19 protein-coding genes are annotated in these 18,491 nt (G+C 67.6%); 13 read left to right on the top strand and 6 right to left on the bottom strand.

Annotated elements, in window-relative coordinates:
* Positions 1-10 precede the first annotated feature (10 nt).
* The 6 genes from glnK to AC1RDS_RS08795 all read left to right on the top strand — a co-directional run bounded on the left by glnK (position 11) and on the right by AC1RDS_RS08795 (position 6,052).
* A complete protein-coding gene (glnK, locus tag AC1RDS_RS08820) occupies positions 11-349 on the top strand; it encodes a P-II family nitrogen regulator (protein WP_026434926.1) in 339 nt (112 codons plus the stop codon).
* A gap of 42 nt (positions 350-391) precedes the next feature.
* Entirely contained in the window at positions 392-1,831 is a 1,440-nt protein-coding gene (gene amt, locus AC1RDS_RS08815) for an ammonium transporter (RefSeq protein WP_092699239.1), read from the top strand.
* Between the two features lie 213 nt (positions 1,832-2,044).
* Complete coding sequence (gene glcE / locus AC1RDS_RS08810) at positions 2,045-3,166, top strand: glycolate oxidase subunit GlcE (protein WP_208859731.1); 1,122 nt, start codon at positions 2,045-2,047, stop codon at positions 3,164-3,166.
* A 67-nt stretch (positions 3,167-3,233) separates the two neighbouring features.
* A complete protein-coding gene (locus AC1RDS_RS08805) occupies positions 3,234-4,019 on the top strand; it encodes a YoaK family protein (protein ID WP_092699241.1) in 786 nt (261 codons plus the stop codon).
* 33 nt (positions 4,020-4,052) lie between these two features.
* Complete coding sequence (gene glcF, locus AC1RDS_RS08800) at positions 4,053-5,354, top strand: glycolate oxidase subunit GlcF (protein ID WP_348682373.1); 1,302 nt, start codon at positions 4,053-4,055, stop codon at positions 5,352-5,354.
* Between the two features lie 23 nt (positions 5,355-5,377).
* Positions 5,378-6,052, top strand: coding sequence for a dienelactone hydrolase family protein (locus AC1RDS_RS08795; RefSeq protein ID WP_348682374.1), 675 nt, complete (start codon positions 5,378-5,380; stop codon positions 6,050-6,052).
* Here AC1RDS_RS08795 and AC1RDS_RS08790 read toward each other — a convergent pair.
* Positions 6,038-6,658: a phosphoribosyltransferase gene (locus AC1RDS_RS08790; protein ID WP_348682375.1), complete on the bottom strand. Its 621-nt coding sequence runs from the start codon at positions 6,656-6,658 to the stop codon at positions 6,038-6,040. The two genes, AC1RDS_RS08795 and AC1RDS_RS08790, sit on opposite strands and share 15 nt — an antisense overlap.
* A 19-nt stretch (positions 6,659-6,677) precedes the next feature.
* Positions 6,678-7,244 carry a phosphoribosyltransferase family protein gene (locus tag AC1RDS_RS08785; protein ID WP_092699247.1) on the bottom strand — a complete coding sequence of 189 codons (567 nt, stop codon included), beginning with the start codon at positions 7,242-7,244 and terminating at the stop codon, positions 6,678-6,680.
* A gap of 256 nt (positions 7,245-7,500) precedes the next feature.
* Between AC1RDS_RS08785 and AC1RDS_RS08780 the strand changes: the two genes are divergently transcribed.
* Together AC1RDS_RS08780 and AC1RDS_RS08775 are read left to right on the top strand one after the other, a co-directional pair.
* Positions 7,501-7,707, top strand: a complete 207-nt coding sequence (locus AC1RDS_RS08780) for a hypothetical protein (RefSeq protein ID WP_026434934.1) — start codon at positions 7,501-7,503, stop codon at positions 7,705-7,707.
* 198 nt (positions 7,708-7,905) lie between these two features.
* The gene (locus AC1RDS_RS08775) at positions 7,906-8,769 is read left to right on the top strand and encodes a ProQ/FINO family protein (RefSeq protein ID WP_492226789.1); all 864 of its coding nucleotides are present in this window, start codon (positions 7,906-7,908) and stop codon (positions 8,767-8,769) included.
* Between the two features lie 171 nt (positions 8,770-8,940).
* Here AC1RDS_RS08775 and AC1RDS_RS08770 read toward each other — a convergent pair whose 3' ends face one another.
* From AC1RDS_RS08770 to lplT, 3 genes are all read right to left on the bottom strand, one after another.
* Positions 8,941-9,432: a glutathione peroxidase gene (locus tag AC1RDS_RS08770; RefSeq protein ID WP_303832897.1), complete on the bottom strand. Its 492-nt coding sequence runs from the start codon at positions 9,430-9,432 to the stop codon at positions 8,941-8,943.
* Positions 9,433-9,504: 72 nt separating this feature from the next.
* Positions 9,505-10,395, bottom strand: coding sequence for an EamA family transporter (locus tag AC1RDS_RS08765; protein WP_303832899.1), 891 nt, complete (start codon positions 10,393-10,395; stop codon positions 9,505-9,507).
* A gap of 56 nt (positions 10,396-10,451) precedes the next feature.
* Complete coding sequence (gene lplT, locus AC1RDS_RS08760; protein WP_303832901.1) at positions 10,452-11,756, bottom strand: lysophospholipid transporter LplT; 1,305 nt, start codon at positions 11,754-11,756, stop codon at positions 10,452-10,454.
* Between the two features lie 135 nt (positions 11,757-11,891).
* On the opposite strand from lplT, the gene alr reads away from it, so the two are divergent.
* From alr to AC1RDS_RS08745, 3 genes are all read left to right on the top strand, one after another.
* A complete protein-coding gene (gene alr, locus AC1RDS_RS08755) occupies positions 11,892-12,998 on the top strand; it encodes an alanine racemase (protein ID WP_492226863.1) in 1,107 nt (368 codons plus the stop codon).
* A gap of 93 nt (positions 12,999-13,091) precedes the next feature.
* Complete coding sequence (locus tag AC1RDS_RS08750) at positions 13,092-13,994, top strand: lytic transglycosylase domain-containing protein (RefSeq protein ID WP_081679582.1); 903 nt, start codon at positions 13,092-13,094, stop codon at positions 13,992-13,994.
* 143 nt (positions 13,995-14,137) lie between these two features.
* Positions 14,138-15,718: an ABC transporter substrate-binding protein gene (locus AC1RDS_RS08745; RefSeq protein ID WP_026434941.1), complete on the top strand. Its 1,581-nt coding sequence runs from the start codon at positions 14,138-14,140 to the stop codon at positions 15,716-15,718.
* A gap of 60 nt (positions 15,719-15,778) precedes the next feature.
* Here AC1RDS_RS08745 and AC1RDS_RS08740 read toward each other — a convergent pair whose 3' ends face one another.
* Positions 15,779-16,390 carry a glutathione S-transferase family protein gene (locus tag AC1RDS_RS08740; protein WP_026434942.1) on the bottom strand — a complete coding sequence of 204 codons (612 nt, stop codon included), beginning with the start codon at positions 16,388-16,390 and terminating at the stop codon, positions 15,779-15,781.
* Between the two features lie 216 nt (positions 16,391-16,606).
* Between AC1RDS_RS08740 and radA the strand changes: the two genes are divergently transcribed.
* Together radA and AC1RDS_RS08730 are read left to right on the top strand one after the other, a co-directional pair.
* Positions 16,607-17,986, top strand: a complete 1,380-nt coding sequence (gene radA, locus AC1RDS_RS08735) for a DNA repair protein RadA (protein WP_026434943.1) — start codon at positions 16,607-16,609, stop codon at positions 17,984-17,986.
* Between the two features lie 58 nt (positions 17,987-18,044).
* Positions 18,045-18,479, top strand: coding sequence for a hypothetical protein (locus tag AC1RDS_RS08730; protein ID WP_026434944.1), 435 nt, complete (start codon positions 18,045-18,047; stop codon positions 18,477-18,479).
* Positions 18,480-18,491 lie beyond the last annotated feature (12 nt).

Below are 18,491 nucleotides of genomic sequence, written 5' to 3'. Positions count from 1 at the left end.
GGAACCCCAAATGAAAATGGTGACAGCCATCATCAAACCCTTCAAGCTCGACGAAGTGCGCGAAGCCCTTTCCGACATCGGGGTGCAAGGCATCACGGTGACCGAGGTCAAGGGCTTCGGGCGCCAGAAGGGCCATACCGAGCTGTACCGCGGCGCGGAGTACGTGGTCGACTTTCTGCCCAAGGTCAAGATCGAGGCCGCCGTGGCCGACGAGCTGGTGGACCGCGTGATCGAAGCCATCGAAGGCGCGGCGCGCACCGGCAAGATTGGTGACGGCAAGATTTTCGTCAGCCATCTGGAGCAGGTGGTGCGCATCCGCACCGGCGAAACCGGCAAGGAAGCCCTTTAAGCGCGCCCCAGGGCCCGCTGCATTCCACAGAGAGAACATGCCATGAAAAAACTGCTTGCCTCCTTCATCCTGGGACTGGGCCTGCTGTCCGCAGGATCGATGTCCCTGGCCCAGGCGCCCGCCCCGGCTGAAACCACCGCTGCCGCTCCGGCGGCAGAAGCCGCGGCGCCCGCCGCCCCCGTGGCTGCGCCGGCCGATGCCGCCGCAGCACCCGCAGCCGCCACTGCCGAGGCCGCCCCTGCAGCACCCGCGCCCAAGCTCGATTCGGGCGACACCGCGTGGATGCTCACCTCCACCCTGCTCGTGATCCTGATGGTCATCCCGGGCCTGGCCCTGTTCTACGGCGGCCTGGCACGCTCCAAGAACATGCTGTCGGTACTGGTGCAGGTGTTCGTGATCTTTGCGCTGATCACCGTGCTGTGGGCCGTCTATGGCTACAGCCTGACCTTTGCCGGCGAGGGCCAGTTCTTCGGTGGCTTCGACAAGCTCTTCCTCAAGGGCATCGCGCCAGACACGCTGTCGGGTCTGCTGCCGACGATTCCCGAATACGTGTTCGTGGCCTTCCAGTCCACCTTTGCCGCCATCACCGTGGCGCTGATCGTGGGTTCGTTCGCCGAGCGCATCAAGTTTGCTGCCGTGCTGATCTTCGCCGTGCTGTGGTTCACCTTCAGCTACATCCCCATGGCCCACATGGTGTGGGGCGGCGGCCTGCTGGGCAAGGACGGCGCGCTTGACTTTGCTGGCGGCACCGTGGTGCACATCAATGCCGGTATCGCCGGCCTGGTGGGTGCCTACATGGTGGGCAAGCGCATCGGTTTCGGCCGCGAAGCGCTCACGCCCCACAGCCTGACGCTGACCATGGTGGGCGCCTCGCTGCTGTGGGTGGGCTGGTTCGGTTTCAACGCCGGCTCGGCCGGCGCCGCCAACGGCGCAGCCGGCCTGGCCTTCATCAACACCATCCTGGCCACGGGCGCTGCCACGCTGTCCTGGCTGGCCGGTGAAGCCCTGCACAAGGGCAAGGCCTCCATGCTGGGTGCTGCCTCGGGTGCGGTGGCGGGTCTGGTGGCCGTCACGCCGGCCGCCGGTTTCGTGGGTCCCATGGGTTCCATCGTGATGGGCCTGATTGCTGGCGTCATCTGCCTGTGGGGCGTGGGTGGCCTCAAGAAGATGCTGGGCGCCGACGATGCGTTCGACGTGTTCGGCGTGCACGGCGTGGGCGGCATCCTCGGTGCCATCCTGACCGGTGTGTTTGCCTCGCAGAACCTGGGCGGCACAGGTGGCCTCGCTCCCGATACCTTTGCCATGGGTGCCCAGGTGTGGATCCAGACCAAGAGCGTGCTGCTCACCATCGTGTGGTCGGGCGTGGTCTCGTTCATCGCTTACAAGATCGCCGATCTGCTCGTGGGTCTGCGGGTATCCGAGGAAGCCGAACGCGAAGGGCTGGACATCACTTCGCACGGCGAAACAGCCTACAACCGCTGATCGCTCCCGCGCTGCGGTGTCTGGTGGCACCGCAGCGCTTGCTGATGGAGGGAGAAACCTCCAGGTCTTGGCCCGCCCTTTCGGCGGGCCTTTTTTCTGGGGGCAAGGCCCTGGTGTGCGCTGTGACCTGCGTGGGGCGCGGGTGGAATGCACGGTCCCTGTTCAAAAAATTCACATGCCCAGGCCGGCATACCCAGGAACAGTGCCGCTACCATGCAGGCCATGGAATTCGCCCTTCGCCAGCTGGTTGACCGTGTCCGCGCCGCCGCCGCCGCGCAAACCCCCCTGCGCATCCGGGGTGGGGGCACCAAGGACTTTCATGGCCTTGCGCTGCGCGGCGAGGTGCTCGATACCCGTGCATTCACCGGCATCGTGGGCTATGAGCCCAGCGAGCTGGTCGTCACGGCGCGCGCGGGCACGCCCTTGTCCGAGCTGGAGGCCGTGCTGGCCGAAAAAGGCCAGTGCCTGCCCTTCGAGCCCCCCCATTTCGGACCGGGTGCCACCGTGGGCGGCATGGTGGCCGCTGGCCTCAGCGGCCCTGCCCGCGCCAGCGTGGGCGCCGTGCGCGATTATCTGCTGGGTGTGGTGCTGCTCAACGGCCGCGCCGAGCTGCTCACCTTCGGCGGGCAGGTCATGAAGAATGTGGCGGGCTACGACGTTTCGCGCCTCATGGCGGGCGCCTGGGGCACGCTGGGCCTGCTCACCGAGGTGAGCCTCAAGGTGCTGCCCGTGGCGCCCGCCGAGGCCACGCTGCGCTTTGAATGCAGCCAGGCCGATGCCCTGCGCCGGCTGCACGCCTGGGGCGGCCTGCCCCTGCCGCTCAACGCCAGCTGCTGGGTAGAGGACGCGGGCGTGGGCACGCTGTTTGTGCGCCTGCGTGGCGCGGTGGCGGCGGTGGATGCGGCCTGCCGCAGCATGGGCGGTACGCGGCTCGACAACGCCACCGTGGCGCCCGACTGGCAGGCCTGCCGCGAGCAGACGCTGCCCTGGTTTTCCGCCCGCCAGGCCCAGCCTGGGCAGGCGCTGTGGCGCCTGTCTGTGCCCGCCACGGCCCCCGTGCTGGCGCTGCCCGAGGGGGCTTCGCCGCTGATCGAATGGCATGGCGCCCTGCGCTGGGTGCAGGCGCCGCTGGCGAAGGGCGATGCGTTGCGCCAAGCCGCCCGGGCTGTGGGTGGAAGTGCTGCGTTATTCATGGCTGATGGCGCAGAGCAATCAAGCGTTGCCGGCCCATTGGATCTGGAATCTTCGGCGCTGGCACAGATCCATGCGCGCCTCAAGCACAGCTTCGACCCGGCCGGCATCTTCAACCCCGGTCGCATGGCGCCGCAGTGGTGAGGGGCGCGCACATGGTGGCCAGCGACATCGGGCAAGCGAAGCCGCACCAGGGCGCCGCAGGCTGAACATGCGCCGCCTGCGTCATCTCACCGGCCACCACCGCACGGGCACCAGCAACCGCGTGCTCGGTCTGTTGCTGGCCTTCAATGCCGGGGCGGTGAATGCAGGTGGTTTTCTGGTGGTCCACCTGTACACCTCGCACATGACGGGTTTTCTGTCGATGCTGGCCGACAACCTCGTGTTGGGCAACATGGTGCTGGTGCTCAGCGCCCTGGGGGCCTTGCTGGCCTTCATCAGCGGGGCGGCCACCACGGCGGTGATGGTGAACTGGGCGCTGCAGCGCAAACTGCACAGCAGCTATGCGCTGCCGCTGTTGCTGGTGGCGCTGCTCATGCTCGTGTTCGGGCTGGTGGGCGCCATCACGCTCGACTGGCGCACACCTTTTGCCGTGCCCATGACGGTGCTGCTGCTGTCCTTCATCATGGGGCTGCAGAACGCCACCGTGACCAAGATGTCCTCGTCCCAGATCCGCACCACCCACATGACGGGCGTGGTGACCGACCTGGGCATCGAGCTGGGCAAGATGCTGTACTGGAACCGCACCGGCACCGCGCTCGAAAACCAGGTGCGCGCCAACCAGGCACGGCTGCGGCTGTTCGCGGGGCTGGCGTCGGTGTTTCTCGTGGGCGGCATTGCCGGGGCGGCCGGCTTCAAGCATGTGGGCTTTGTCTTTGTGGTGCCGCTGGCGCTGGTGCTGCTGGTCCTGTCGCTGCCCCCGCTGTGGGCCGACCGCGCGCGCCTGCGCCATCCGCTGCGCAAGGCCGGGCCCGCCCGGCTGCCCCCCATTCCTTGAAGTGATCTTGTTGACCCGTCCAGGCTGCACCCCATGCAAACCCAACTGACCCCTGAATACCGCGCGCGCCCCGATGGCCTGGAGGCCGAAGCCATCCTGCGCAAATGCGTGCACTGCGGTTTCTGCACGGCCACCTGCCCCACCTACCAGCTGCTGGGCGACGAGCTCGACGGCCCGCGCGGCCGCATCTACCTCATCAAGCAGGTGCTCGAAGGCGAGGCCCCCACGCGCAAGACGCAGATGCACCTGGACCGGTGCCTGACCTGCCGCAACTGCGAAAGCACCTGCCCCAGCGGCGTGCAGTATGGCCACCTGATCGACATCGGCCGCAAGATCGTCGATGAAAAAGTGGCCCGACCCCTGGGCGAGAAGGCCCTGCGCTGGGCGCTGAAAGAGGGCCTGCCATCGCCCCTGTTTGCCCCCGCCATGAAGATGGGTCAGGCAGTGCGCGGCCTGCTGCCCCCATCCCTCCAGGCCAAGGTACCCGCGCCGCAGCCGGCCGGGGCCTGGCCCACGCGCGAACATGCGCGCAAGGTGCTCATGCTGGCCGGCTGTGTGCAGCCGGCCATGATGCCCAACATCAACACCGCCACGGCGCGCGTGCTCGACGCGGTGGGCATCCAGACCGTGATCGCATCCAAGGCGGGCTGCTGCGGCGCCGTCAAGTTCCACCTCAACGACCAGGAGGGCGGCAAGGCCGAGATGCGCGCCAACATCGATGCCTGGTGGCCGCTGGTGGAGGCGGGCGGCGTCGAATCCATCGTCATGAACGCCTCGGGCTGCGGCGTCACCGTCAAGGAATACGGCCACATCCTCAAGGACGACCCGCAGTACGCCGCCAAGGCCGCGCGCATCAGCGCCCTCACGCGGGATCTGTCGGAGCTGCTACCCGCCATGCTGCCCGAGCTGGCGCAAAAACTGGCGGGCCGCGTGCAGCCGCCCGACGTGCTTTTTGCCTACCACCCGCCCTGCACGCTGCAGCATGGCCAGCAACTGCGCGGCGGCGTCGAGACGCACCTGAACCAGCTGGGCTTCCAGCTGCGCGTGGCGCGCAACGAATCCCATCTGTGCTGCGGCTCGGCGGGCACGTATTCGGTGCTCAACCCGGGCCTCTCGTACCAGCTGCGCGACCGCAAGCTCGGTGTGCTGGGCGACGCCTTTGGCGAGCAGGCCCCCGACGCCATCCTGTCGGCCAACATCGGTTGCATCACGCACCTGCAAAGCGGCACCTCCACCCCCGTGCGGCACTGGGTGGAAGTGCTGGACGAGGCGCTGGACGCTGCCGATGCGATGCCCGCAGGTGAACCGGGCGGGCAGAAGCGCAATGTTCGATGAGCCCTTGAGCGAGGTGTAATGCCATGCAATCCGCAACCCAACAACTGGTTCGCATTCCGGTGGACAGCGGGTTTATCGAGGGCGCATGGGAGAGTCCACCCGACAGCCAGGGTCTGGTGCTCTTTGCCCACGGCAGCGGCAGCAGCCGGCACAGCCCGCGCAACAACCATGTGGCGCGGGTGTTGCGGGAACGGGGCTTGGCCACCTTGCTGGTCGATCTGCTGACACCCGAGGAAGACCGCGCCGAGGCCACGCGGTTTGATATTGCGCTTTTGACACAGCGCCTGCTGGATGTGACCGACTGGGCCAGGCGCCAGCCAGCGATGGCGTTGGTGCCCATGGGGTATTTTGGTGCGAGCACCGGTGCCGCTGCGGCCTTGCGTGCGGCCGCGGCGCTGGGGGGCAGCATACGGGCCGTGGTGTCCCGCGGTGGCCGCCCGGACCTGGCACCCGCCCGTGATCTTGCGCGGGTGCGGTGTCCGACCTTGCTGTTGGTGGGCGCTTGCGATGAAGAGGTGCTGGCACTCAACCGGCGCGCTGCCGCACACATGCCCGGGACCACGGTCTTGACGGTCGTCCCCCATGCCTCCCATCTGTTTGAGGAGCCGGGGGCGCTGGAAACCGTGGCCCAGCTGGCAGCGGACTGGTTCGCGCAGCATCTGCCGGCCCCGGGGGGGCCGGCTTCAGGCGCCCAGTAGCGCGATCACTTCCGCGTCGTCCACCTGCGGAAAGTGGCGGTAAAACTGACCCACGGCCTGGAAGTGGGCCGGCGCATGCAGGCACACCACTTCGTCGGCCATGGGGCGGATTTTCTCCAGGGCCTCGGGCGATGCCACGGGAATGGCGCAAACCAGCCGCGCGGGCTGGCGCAGGCGCAGGCTGTGCAGCGCGGAAATCATGGTTGCGCCCGTGGCCAGGCCGTCGTCCACCACGATCACCACGCGCCCGTGCGGATCGACCGGGGGACGGATTGGGGTGTACTGCACCCGGCGCGAGTGGATCGTGGCCATCTGCTTCTGTTTTTCCGCGGCGATGTAATCCTGGTCGGCTCCCACTGCGGCTGCGTAGGGTGCGATGTAGGTCCACCCGTTTTCCGCCACCGAGCCGATGGCCACTTCCGGCTCGAAGGGGGCGCGCAGCTTGCGCACCAGCACCACATCCAGGTCGCCACCGAGCTGTGCTGCAACGATCTTGCCGATGGGCACGGCGCCCCGCGGAATGGCCAGCACCAGGGGATGCTGGGCGCTGAAAGCGGCCAGGCGGTCCGCCAGCTGGTGGGCGGCGTCGTCGCGGTCTTTGAACATGGGGGTGCCTCGGGCGGTTTCAGCGCGGCCGATCGGGCTGCACGAGCTCAATGCGGAAATCGGGCTCGTAGGGGGGGACATGGCACTCGATGATGTCCGGCGGGGCAACGCCCAGGCGCACGCCCACCACATCGGCATGGAGGGGCAGGCGGGTGGTGACCCGGTCCACCAGGCAGGCCACACGGATGGCCGCGGGTTGCTTGCGTGCCAGATAGTCCACCACCTTCAGCAGCGAATGCCCGGTGTACAAGACGTCGTCCACGACCAGCACCGTGTGCCCGCGCAAATCCAGTGCCGCATGCTGCGCCTGCTCTGTCAGCTGGGTTTCCGGATGGAGCAGGGTGAGGTCGTCCGCATACCGCTTGACCTGCAGATCCAGCCGCAAGGGCTGCGGCAGGCCATACCGCTCCATCATCCGTGTGCACAGACGGTCCGCCAGGGGGGCGCCCCGGCGCAGCACGCCAATCACCGCCACCTGGCGGGCTGCATCCAGCAGAGCGTGGGCCTGCCGAGCCATCCCGTCGATGACGGACAGCAACGCCTGTGTGCCATACAGGACGGTTCGTGCGCCGGAGGGAGCCGTCATGGGAGCCGTCGCTTGTGGAGGCGGTCGTTGACGGCGGCCTTGAACCGGCCAGCCAGCCGGCCGCTGCAGAATATCCGTGAAGCCATGGTGTCTCCTCCGAGGATTGAACACGCGCGGGACAGAGCCCACTTTATGGGGCACCGCCGCGGGCGTCAATCCCGCGCCGCGTTGCGGTTTGCAACGCGGCTTCGCTTGCGGTACTGTCTGAGGCGTGGTCGGGGAAGCTTTGGCCTTGGGCCACCTACAGGAGATCTTCATGGCGATCCATCACAACCCGCGCGACAAGCAAGCGCCCCACACGGGCAAGGTCGAGAACGACACCAACAAGGTGGGCGAGCAGGACCCCACCCAGATCAACCAGGGCAAGCGCACGCCCGAAAGCCGCAGCGACCGCGAATCGCATGTGGGCGGCAGCAACCAGTCGCAATCGCGGCGAGACCCGCCGGGAAACAGCAACCGTTAGGGAAGGCCATCCTTTCCGGGATGCGCCTTGTTTGTGTACGGTGGTCCGCTCTCCTGCGGCGCATATCGGGCTACTTTCGGGGCCACCAGCGGCATGCATCCCCTTGTCTTGAATGGGTTGTTGCGGCGCGGGTCGGAAGGGCCTTGGCGCCAACGCTGGCATGATCGAGGGTTTTGTTGCCCTCCGATCCGCTACGCCATGACCGACAACGTGCCAGAACAAGAACCCACAGCGGCGCCCGCCGCCCCGGTAGCCGCTGCCAGTGCCCCGCAGGCATTGCAGCAGCCCGAGACTGGCGACAGTGCTCCGGCAGCCATTGCCGAGGCCGCTGCTGCGGCGGATGCCCAGCGCGGCCATCGTCCCCCCCGGGGTGGGCGTGGTGGCCGCAACAGCGGCCGTGATCGCTCCCGTGCCCAGGGCCAGGCGCCGGCAGGCCCACAGGCACCGTCGCGCACGCCGCCCCGCACCCACCCGGTGCTGGAGCAGCTGGCGGGGCTCTATCCCCATCTGTTTGGTGCGGTGTTCCTGCCGCTCAAGCGCGGCATCTTTCAGGATCTGCTCGAAGCACATCCCGAGCTGTTCGAGCGCGATGCGCTCAAGGTGGCGCTGGGCATCCACACCCGCTCCACCCGCTACCTGCAGAGCGTGGCCGCCGGTGAAAAGCGCCACGACCTGGCGGGCCAGCCCGTCGAAGACATGGCGCCCGAGCATGTGCACCATGCGCTGCTGGAGGTGTTTCGCCGCCGCAAGGCCCGGGCGGGCGAAGACATGCTGCCCAAGCTGCGCAGGCGCATGGTCCAGGCGTTCGAGGCCTCGGGCCTCACGCGCGAGGCCTACACCGAGCTGGTCACCGGCCGCGATGAAGCGGCCAATGCCATCCTGCAAGAAGCCTTCGCCGAATGGGCGGTCCGCAATGCCAAGGACGAAGCCCTGCTGCGCGCCTTCGAGGCCAGCGGCCAGACGCTGGAGGCCTTTGCCGACATGTACGGCATGGACCCGCGCCAGACCGGCCAGATGCTGGAGCGCGCGCGCCGCCAGCGCACGCCCGCAGCGGCAGACTGATCGCGGCGCTCTGGGGATGGCCTGCGTAACCCCCTGCGGGCGGTGATAGCGCGGCTTCGGGTGGTCCGCTGCGTTGCTTTTCTTGCCAATAGCCGGGCTATTGGCTGCAAAAAAGACGCCTTGTGGCCCATCCCGATCCGCACGACCCCCGGCTCGCGAGGGTGATGCAGATCATCCCTGGGCGGCCAGCGCCGCCTCGATGTCGCCCACCAGCTTTTGGGGCGCATCCTGCGGCGCATAGCGGCGGATCACGCGGCCATCCCGGCCCACGAGGAACTTCGTGAAGTTCCACTTGATGGCCTTGCTGCCCAGCAGGCCCGGGGCTTCGGCGGTGAGCCACTGGTACAGCGGCGAGGCCTGGGCGCCGTTCACATCGATCTTGGCCATCATCGGAAAGCGCACGCCGTAGTTGCGCTGGCAGAAACTGGCGATCTCGTCGTTGCTGCCCGGGTCCTGGTGGCCGAACTGGTTGCACGGAAAACCCAGCACCACCAACCCCTTGTCGCCGTACTGCTGGTGCAGTTCTTCGAGTCCGCCGAACTGCGGGGTGAAACCGCAGGCGCTGGCCGTGTTGACGATCAGCAAGACCTTGCCCTCCCACTGCCGCAATGGCACGGCGGGCCCGCTCATGGGCTGAACTTCCAGGTCATACAGGCTGGTCATGGGCAACTCCTTGGGAAAGAACCTTTTCAGACGGCCCATGGTAGCGGCTGGCGCCGGGTATTGCCCCGGCTGTCAGGTGCGGGCCTGGCGCCGGGGTGGCCATGCCGCCAGCAGCGCCGCCAGCATGATCAGCGCCCCACCCAGCAGGGTGCGCGGTGCCAGCGTGGCAGAAGTCAGCAGGGCCGACGACACGCTGGCAAACACCACCTCTGACAGCATCACCAGCGCCGTGGTGCCCGCGGCCAGCCGGGCGGCGCCGTACTGCAGGGCGTAATTGCCCAGCACAAAGGCCAGAGCCAGCGCGAGTGCCAGCAACACCCAGGCCAGTGCCGGAGCGGGCAGGGCGGGCACGGCCCCCGCTGCCCGCCCGAGCGCGGCACTGGCGCAGGCCAGCAGGGCACCGCCGCCAAACATGGCCAGCATGCGCGCATCGCCGGGCACGGCATGCAGGCGCCGCAGCGTGACGTTGGTGAGGGCAAAGCAGAAGCCGCCTGCCAGCGCCAGCAGGTCGGCGCCCGAGAGATGGGCCGCCAGCCGGGTCCATGCGGCATCGGCGGGTAGCAGCACCAGGGCCACGCCCGCAAAGGCCAGCAGCAGCCGCACCAGCGCCATGCCCGTAGGGCGGTCGCCCAGCACCTTCCAGGCCAGCAGCACCGACCAGGCGGGCATCAGGTAGAACAGCAGCACCACGCGCACCACGTCGCCCACCGTCACGGCCCAGTTGAAGGCCACGTTGGTCAGGCCCGAGCTCAGCGCCAGCAGCCACAGGGCGGGGTGCTGCCGCGCGTTGCGCAGCGCCTGCGGCCGGGCCAGCAGCAGGCAGGCCAGGGCCAGCGCATACATCAGCGCCGTGGCCCACAGCGGGTGCAGCCCGGCGGCGTGCAGCTGCCGCAAGGGCCACCATGAGACGCCCCACACAAAGGCGTTGAACACCAGGGCCAGTACGGGGAAAATGGTAGGCATCAAAAGCGCGGGCAGCGCTCATGTATCAAGCGCCAATAGCTATTCAATAAATAGCATCAATGGTGGGTGTCCTGCCGCGCGATGTGCAGCAGGTGGCGCAGTTCCTCGCCATGGTTGCGGCAGTTGCGGGCATGCCAGCGCTGGATGATCCACATGATGCCCGCCACCACCACGCCAAACACGATGATGGCGCCGAAGACCGACAGCCCCAGCTTGAGCGACAGGCTGTAGAAAGCGCCCAGGCCGAGGATGCAGGCCTGTTCGTTGAAGTTCTGCACCGCAATCGAGCGCCCCGCGCCCATGAGGTTGTGCCCCCGGTGCTGCAGCAGGGCGTTCATGGGGACGACCAGGAAGCCGCCCAGCCCACCCAGCAGGATCAGGAATGGAATGGCCACCCAGATGTTGCGTATGAACACCATCAGGATCAGCAGCAGCCCCATCGTGATGCCCAGCGGAATCACGCGCGTGGCCATGTCCAGGCGCATGCGCATCGATGCCGCCACGGCGCCCACGGCGGTGCCGATGGCCACCACGCCGGTCAGGGCCGAGGCCTGCGTGGTGTTGTAGCCCAGGGCCACGCCGGCCCAGGCCAGCACGATGAACTTGAGGTTGCCGCCGGCACCCCAGAACAGGGTGGTGGTGGACAGCGAGATCTGCCCCAGCTTGTCACGCCACAGGCGGCTGTTGCAGGCCCAGAAGTCGGGCAGCAGGGCCAGGGTGCTGGAGATCAGGCCGCGCTGCGGGTCCTGGCGCAGCGGGCGCATCTCCACGCCCGTGTGCGGGATGCGCGTGTTGAACCAGGCAGCCAGGGCATACACCACGATGAGTGCGGCAATGGCCGCTTCGGCAGCAGTATCGACGCCGGTATCGAGCATGGGGATGTCGATGGACAGCAGTGCCACCGACAGCTGCTGTCCCACCAGCTGACCGCCCAGCAGCACTCCGAGGATGATGGAGGCGATGGTCAGCCCCTCGATCCAGCCGTTGGCCTTGACCAGCTGCGAGGCCGGCAGCAGCTCGGTGAGGATGCCGTACTTGGCGGGCGAATAGGCCGCGGCGCCCAGCCCCACCACGGCATAGGCAATCAGGGGGTGCGAGCCGAACAGCATCATCAGGCAGCCCGCGATCTTGATGGCGTTGCTGGCAAACATCACCTTGCCCTTGGGCAAGGCATCGGCAAACGCGCCCACGAAAGGCGCCAGCACCACATAGAACAGGGCAAACATGGGTACCAGCGCGGCGCGCTGCCACTCGGGGGCGCCCCCTGTGCGCAGGAGTTCGACGGCGGCCACGAAGAGTGCGTTGTCGGCGAGCGAGCTGAAAAACTGCGCCGACATGATGGTGTAAAAACCGCGCTTCATCGAATGGCTGGAGGGGTATCAGTGAGGCTGATGCCCGATTAAATTGGGAGGCCGCATACAGGTGACTGGCGGTTATATCACGCCCCCCCGGGCCCGCAATGCCAGAATCCCATGCTCGTTTCCCCCACCATTCCCATGCCGCGCCCGATCCACGCCACCATCCATACCGCTGCCCTGCACCACAACCTCGAGCGCGTGCGCCAGGCCGTGCCCGACGCCAGAACCTGGGCCGTGGTCAAGGCCAATGCCTATGGCCACGGCATCGAGCGGGCCTTTGAAGGTCTGCGTGCCGCCGACGGTTTTGCCCTGCTCGACCTGGCCGAGGCCGAGCGTGTGCGCCACCTGGGCTGGCGCGGTCCCATCCTGCTGCTGGAGGGCGTGTTCGAGCCGCGCGACCTGGAACTGTGCTCGCGCCTGTCGCTGTGGCATGCGGTGCACTGCGACGACCAGATCGACATGCTGGCCGCCCACAAGACGCAGGTGCCGCACCGCGTGTTCCTCAAGCTGAACTCGGGCATGAACCGCCTGGGCTTCACGCCACAGCGCTACCGCAGCGCCTGGGCGCGGCTGAATGCGCTGCCGCAGGTGGACGAGATCTCGTTCATGACCCATTTCAGCGATGCCGACGGCGCGCGGGGCATTGCGCACCAGATGGCGGCGTTCAACGCGGCCACGCAGGACCTGCCCGGCGAGCGCAGCCTGTGCAACAGCGCCGCCGCGCTGCGCCATGCCAGCGACGCCCAGGTGCGGGGCGATTGGGTGCGCGCCGGCATCGTGCTGTACGGCAGCGCGCCCGACCACCCCGAGCACCAGGCGGCGCAGTGGGACCTGCAGCCGACCATGACGCTGGCCACCCGCATCATCGGCACGCAGCAGCTGCAGGCGGGCGATACCGTGGGCTACGGCTCGCGCTTCACGGCAGAGGGACCGCTCACCATCGGCGTGGCGGCCTGCGGCTATGCCGACGGCTACCCGCGCCATTGCGACACCGGCACGCCCGTGCTGGTGAACGGCGTGCGCACGCGCCTGGTCGGCCGCGTCAGCATGGACATGGTCACCGTGGACCTGAACCCCGTCATGGCAGCGGGCGTGGAGGCCGGTTTTGGCAGCGAAGTCACGCTGTGGGGGCGGGCGGGCAACGGCACGGTCCTGCCCATCGACGAGGTGGCGCAGGCCGCCGGCACCGTGGGCTACGAGCTGATGTGCGCACTGGCGCCGCGCGTGCCCGTGGCGGTGGACTGACGGTCCACAGCACACTCTCGGGGGGTGGCTATTGGCCGTCCTGCGTCGGCACAGGACGTGACGAAGGGCGCAAAGACGCGCATACTGAAAACCATGCGTGCCAGCCTGTCGATCCTTGCGCCGCTAGCGGTGGTGTCGTTGTGCACCTGGGGTGCGGGCGCGGCGCGGGCGCAGGCCGGTGAATCCGACGCCAACCGGGCGGCCAGCCTGCGCCAGGAGGCCATCGCCTACGAACATGGCGAAGGCGTGGCGCGCGACCCGTTGCGGGCCGTTGCACTCTATTGCGCGAGCGCGCGGTTGGGCGACATGCTGGCCCAATACAACCTCGGATGGATGTACGCCCACGGGCGCGGTGTGGTGCGCGACGATGGGGCGGCCGCCTTTTTCTTCCAGGCCGCCGCCGAGCAGGGCCTGGACGTGGCAGCGCGCATGCTGCAGGTGGTGGGCGGCGCCACGGACGAAGTGCCCGAATGCCTGCGGCCGCCACCGCCCGCCCCGGTCCAGGTGGCCCAGCCTGGCGTCAACTACCAGCGGGTCGCGCCGCGCAAGATCGTGGAGCTGGTGCTCAGGATGGCGCCGCAATACCAGGTCGAGCCGCAGCTGGCGCTGGCCATCATGGCCGCCGAGTCGAACTTCAACACCCAGGCGCTGTCGCCCAAAAACGCGCAGGGCCTGATGCAGCTGATTCCCGCAACGAGCGAGCGCTTCAACGTCAAGAACCCGTATGACCCGGCGCAGAACATCCGTGGGGGCCTGACCTACCTGCGCTGGCTGCTGGCCTACTTCGAAGGCGACGTGGCGCTGGTGGCCGCGGCCTACAACGCCGGCGAGGGCAAGGTCGAGCGCTACCGCGGCGTGCCGCCCTACCTGGAGACGCGTGCCTACGTGCAACGCATCCTGAAAGCCGTCGGAGCCACCGCGCACCCGTTCGATCGCAGCGTGGCGCAGCCCTCGCCGGCGCTGGAGCGCATCCGGCAGGCGCTGCGGCGCCAGTAGGCTGGGCGCTGCTGGCGCAGGCGCCTTGTCGACGGTTTTCAGGGTGCCGACCCCACGGCGCACATGGATACAACCACCAAATCGTTCCGGTGGCGCCTACCCTGGGTCACATTAGGGTTTTGTTTTCTGAGAGGCACAAGCCCATGCAATTCAAACCCTTGCTCCTTGCCGCCACGCTGGCTGCCAGCCTGCCCCTGACCGCGCAGGCCACGACCTTCCGCTGGGCACGTGCCGTGGATGTGTCGTCGTGGGACGTGCATGCCCAGAACGTGGGCGTGAACAACGCGCTGCACGCGGCCGTGTACGACACGCTGGTCGAATACAACAGCAAGACCTTCAAGCCCGAGCCCGCGCTGGCCACCGAATGGAAGCCGATGAGTCCCACCCAGCTGCGCCTGAGCCTGCGCAAGGGCGTGAAGTTCAGCGACGGCAGCGAGTTCACGGCCGACGATGCCAAGTTCTCGCTCGAGCGCGCCAAGTCGAAAAGCTCCAACTACGCGGTCTATGCCCAGGGCATCGACCGGGTGGAAAAGGTCAACAGCCACACCATCGACATCTTCTCGGACGTGCCCAACCCGGTGCTGGTGAACCAGCTGACCGAGTTGCGCATGCTCAGCAAGGCCTGGGCCGAGAAGAACAAGTCGGTTGAGCCCAAGGACATCAAGAACAAGGACGAAACCTTTGCCCACCGCAACGCGCTGGGCACGGGGCCGTTCGTGCTCCAATCGTGGACGCCGGACCAGCGCGTGGTGCTTGCGCCCAACCCGCACTGGTGGGGCAAGGGCAAGTTCGCCACCAACGTGACCGAGGTGGTCTACACCCCCATCAAGTCCGATGCCACGCGCACGGCGGCGCTGCTGTCGGGCGAGATCGACTTCATCATCGACCCCAGCCTGCAGGATCTGGCGCGGGTGCGCCAGACGCAGGGCCTGAAGGTGCTGGAAGGCGCCGAATACCGCACCATCTTTCTGGGCATGGACCAGTTCCGCAGCGAATTGCCAGGCTCGAACGTCAAGGGCCAGAACCCGCTCAAGGATGTGCGTGTGCGCAAGGCCCTGTACCAGGCGATCGACATCAACGCCATCCAGCGCGTGGTATTGCGCGGCCTGGCCCAGCCCACGGGCGCGTTGATTGCCCACCAGGTCAACGGCTGGACGCCCAAGGCCGATGTGCGCTGGCCCTTCGATGCCAAGGCAGCGCAGAAGCTGCTGGCCGATGCGGGCTACCCGAACGGTTTCGAGGTGGACTTTGCCTGCAGCGCAGGCCGCTACATCAACGACGAACAGCTGTGCCAGGCCATCACGGCGCAGTGGGCCAAGGTCGGCGTGAAGGCCAAGCTGCGCTCGCTGCCGTTTGCCACCTATTTCCCCATGATCCAGCGCAACGAGGCCAGCATCTACCTGCTGGGCTGGGGCGTGCCCACGTTCGATGCGTTCTATTCGCTGCAGTCGCTGGTCCGCTCGCCGGGCGCCGGGGGCGACGGCAACTTCAACCTGGGCCGTTTCAGCAGCCCGCAGCAGGATGCGCTGATCGAGCGCATCAAGAAAGAAACCGATCCGGCCACACGCAATGGCCTGATCGAAAAGGCCCTGGTGCAGGACCACGAGCTCATTTCGCACATCCCGCTGTACAACCAGGTGATCCCGTGGGCCGCCACGCAGAAGGTGGAGCTGCCGCACCGCGCGGACAACCGCATTGACTGGCGCGCGCTCAAGGTCAACTGACCGGGCCGGCAACGCCGAAAGCCCCGCCACCCGCCCGGTGCCGGGGTTTTTTTGTGCCGTTTATGCCAGCGCGCGTTGCACGGCGGGGCGCTCGGCCATGCGGCGCCGGTGGTCGGCCACCTTGGGGAACTGCGCCACGTCCACGCCGTCGCTGCGCAGCCAGCCGGACACGGTGAACAGGTAGGCGTCGGCGACGGAATATTGTTCGCCCAGCACCCAGGGGCCTTGCAGGTAATGGTGTTCGATCACGCCAAAGCACTCCGCCATGTTCTGCGGCACCTTGCGCTGCATGGCCTCGATGGCGTGGGCGTCATCGGCCCAGCGGCTGGCGCGGGGGCGGTGGGCGTGGGCCACATGCACGGTGGAGGCCAGGTAGTTGTTGAACTCCTGCATGCGCGCGAAGGCAAACGGGTCCAGCGGCGCCAGCTGCGCCTGCGCAAAGCGTTGCGCCACATAGGCCAGCAAGGCCGGGGTTTCGGTCAGCACGCCGTGCTCGGTCACCAGCGCGGGCACGCGGCCCTTGGGGTTGATGGCCAGGTACTCGGGGCTGCGTTGCTGCTGGGTGGTGAAGTCGAGACGAACCAGCTCGTGGCCTGCCTGCGCCTCGTGCAAGGCAATGTGAACGGCCAGGGCGCAGGTGCCGGGGGCGAAGTAAAGCGTGGGTGCGGACATGGTGGAGGTTGAAAAGGTGGCGGGGTGCAGGCTCCGCAGTGCTGAGCGCCGGGGGCGTCGACATGCGCGCTAGTATTGCGGGCCCGAGTCGCCATCGTAAGGGGTTTGGTCCTTGGACGCGGGCGCATGGTTTCTTGGCCCCTGAAGGAGCGGTAACGGCCGCTGGCGCGCTGCTGGCCGCTATAGTGGCCAGCCGCTTTGCAAGATCCCGCTCCCATGGCCAAAGACAAAACCCTTTTCACCTGCACCGAATGTGGCGGCACCAGCCCGCGCTGGCTGGGCAAGTGCCCATCCTGCGGCGCCTGGAACACCCTGATCGAATCGGTGGCGGAGGCGGGACCGGGCAAGAACCGCTACAGCGGCGCGCAGTTTGCCGGGCTGGCGCAGGCGCAGGCCGTCATGCCGCTGGCGGCCATCGAGGCCACGGACATCGCGCGCACGCCCAGCGGTATCGACGAACTGGACCGGGTGCTGGGCGGGGGCATCGTGGAAGGTGGCGTGGTGCTGATCGGGGGCGACCCGGGCATCGGCAAGTCCACGCTGCTGTTGCAGGCGCTGGATGCGCTGCAGCGCACGGGGCTGCCCACCCTGTATGTGACCGGCGAGGAAAGCGGTGCCCAGGTGGCGCTGCGTTCGCGCCGGCTGGGACTGGACCACAGCCAGGTGAATGTGCTGGCCGAGATCCAGCTGGAGAAAATCCTGGCCACCATCGAATCGATGCAGCCGGCCGTGGCCGTGATCGACTCGATCCAGACGGTGTATTCCGACCAGCTCACCTCGGCACCCGGCTCGGTGGCCCAGGTGCGCGAGTGCGCGGCGCACCTCACGCGGGCCGCCAAGGCGTCGGGCGTGGCGGTGGTGCTGGTGGGCCATGTCACCAAGGAGGGCGCGCTGGCCGGCCCGCGCGTGCTGGAGCACATGGTGGACACGGTGCTGTACTTCGAGGGCGACACGCACAGCCAGTTCCGGCTGGTGCGGGCCATCAAGAACCGCTTTGGCGCCGTCAACGAGATCGGCGTGTTCGCCATGACCGAAAAGGGCCTCAAGGGCGTCAGCAACCCCAGTGCCATCTTCCTGAGCCAGCACAGCGAGCCGGTGCCGGGCAGCTGCGTGATGGTCACGCTCGAAGGCACGCGACCCTTGCTGGTCGAGATCCAGGCCCTGGTGGACAGCGGCGGGCCCAGTCCGCGGCGCCTTTCCGTGGGGCTCGACAAGGATCGCCTGGCCATGCTGCTGGCCGTGCTGCACCGCCATGCCGGTGTGGCCTGCATGGACCAGGATGTGTTTGTGAACGCCGTGGGCGGCGTGCGCATCAGCGAGCCCGCCGCCGATCTGGCCGTGATGCTGGCCATCACCTCCAGCCTGCGCGGCAAGGCCTTGCCGCAGGGGTTCATCGCCTTTGGCGAGGTCGGGCTGGCGGGCGAGGTACGCCCCGCGCCCCGCGGGCAGGAGCGCCTGCGCGAGGCGGCCAAGCTGGGCTTCAGCGTGGCGGTGGTGCCCAAGGCCAATGCCCCCAAGAAACCGATCGAAGGCCTGACCATCCACGCCGTGGAGCGGGTCGAGGAGGCCATGAACGTGGTGCGCGGCATTGCTTGACCTGTGCATACGCACTCCCCACAGTGCTGGGCGAGCGGCGTCGTAAGACAATGGGGCCATGAATTTTCGAAATATCCTGGTGCCCGTGGGGCTGGTGATTGTGGTGGTGGCGGGCTTTCGGTCCTATGGCTGGATGGGCGTCGCGGCCGTCGGCGGGGGTGTCCTCATGTGGGCCCTGCTGCATTTCACGCGGCTCATGAATGTCATGCGCAAGGCGGCCGACCGCCCCATCGGATATGTCGGCAGTGCCGTCATGCTCAATGCCAAACTGCAGGTGGGGGTGAACCTGATGCATGTGGTGGCCATGACGCGTTCGCTGGGGGTGCTGCAGTCGCCCGAAAACGAACAACCCGAGGTCTACCGCTGGACCGATGGCACCCAATCGCATGTGACCTGCGAGTTCCACGGTGGCAAGCTGGTGAAATGGACGCTGGAACGCCCTGTGGCGCCTGCGGATGCGCCAGAAGGCGATGCGGGATCTGCCGCCCCGTAAAATTGGCTCTTT

It is taken from the genome of Acidovorax sp. GW823-FHT02H02 (assembly GCF_058797075.1).
The sequence above is the reverse complement of the archived record's forward strand: the minus strand, read 5'-3'. Positions and strand labels throughout refer to the sequence as shown.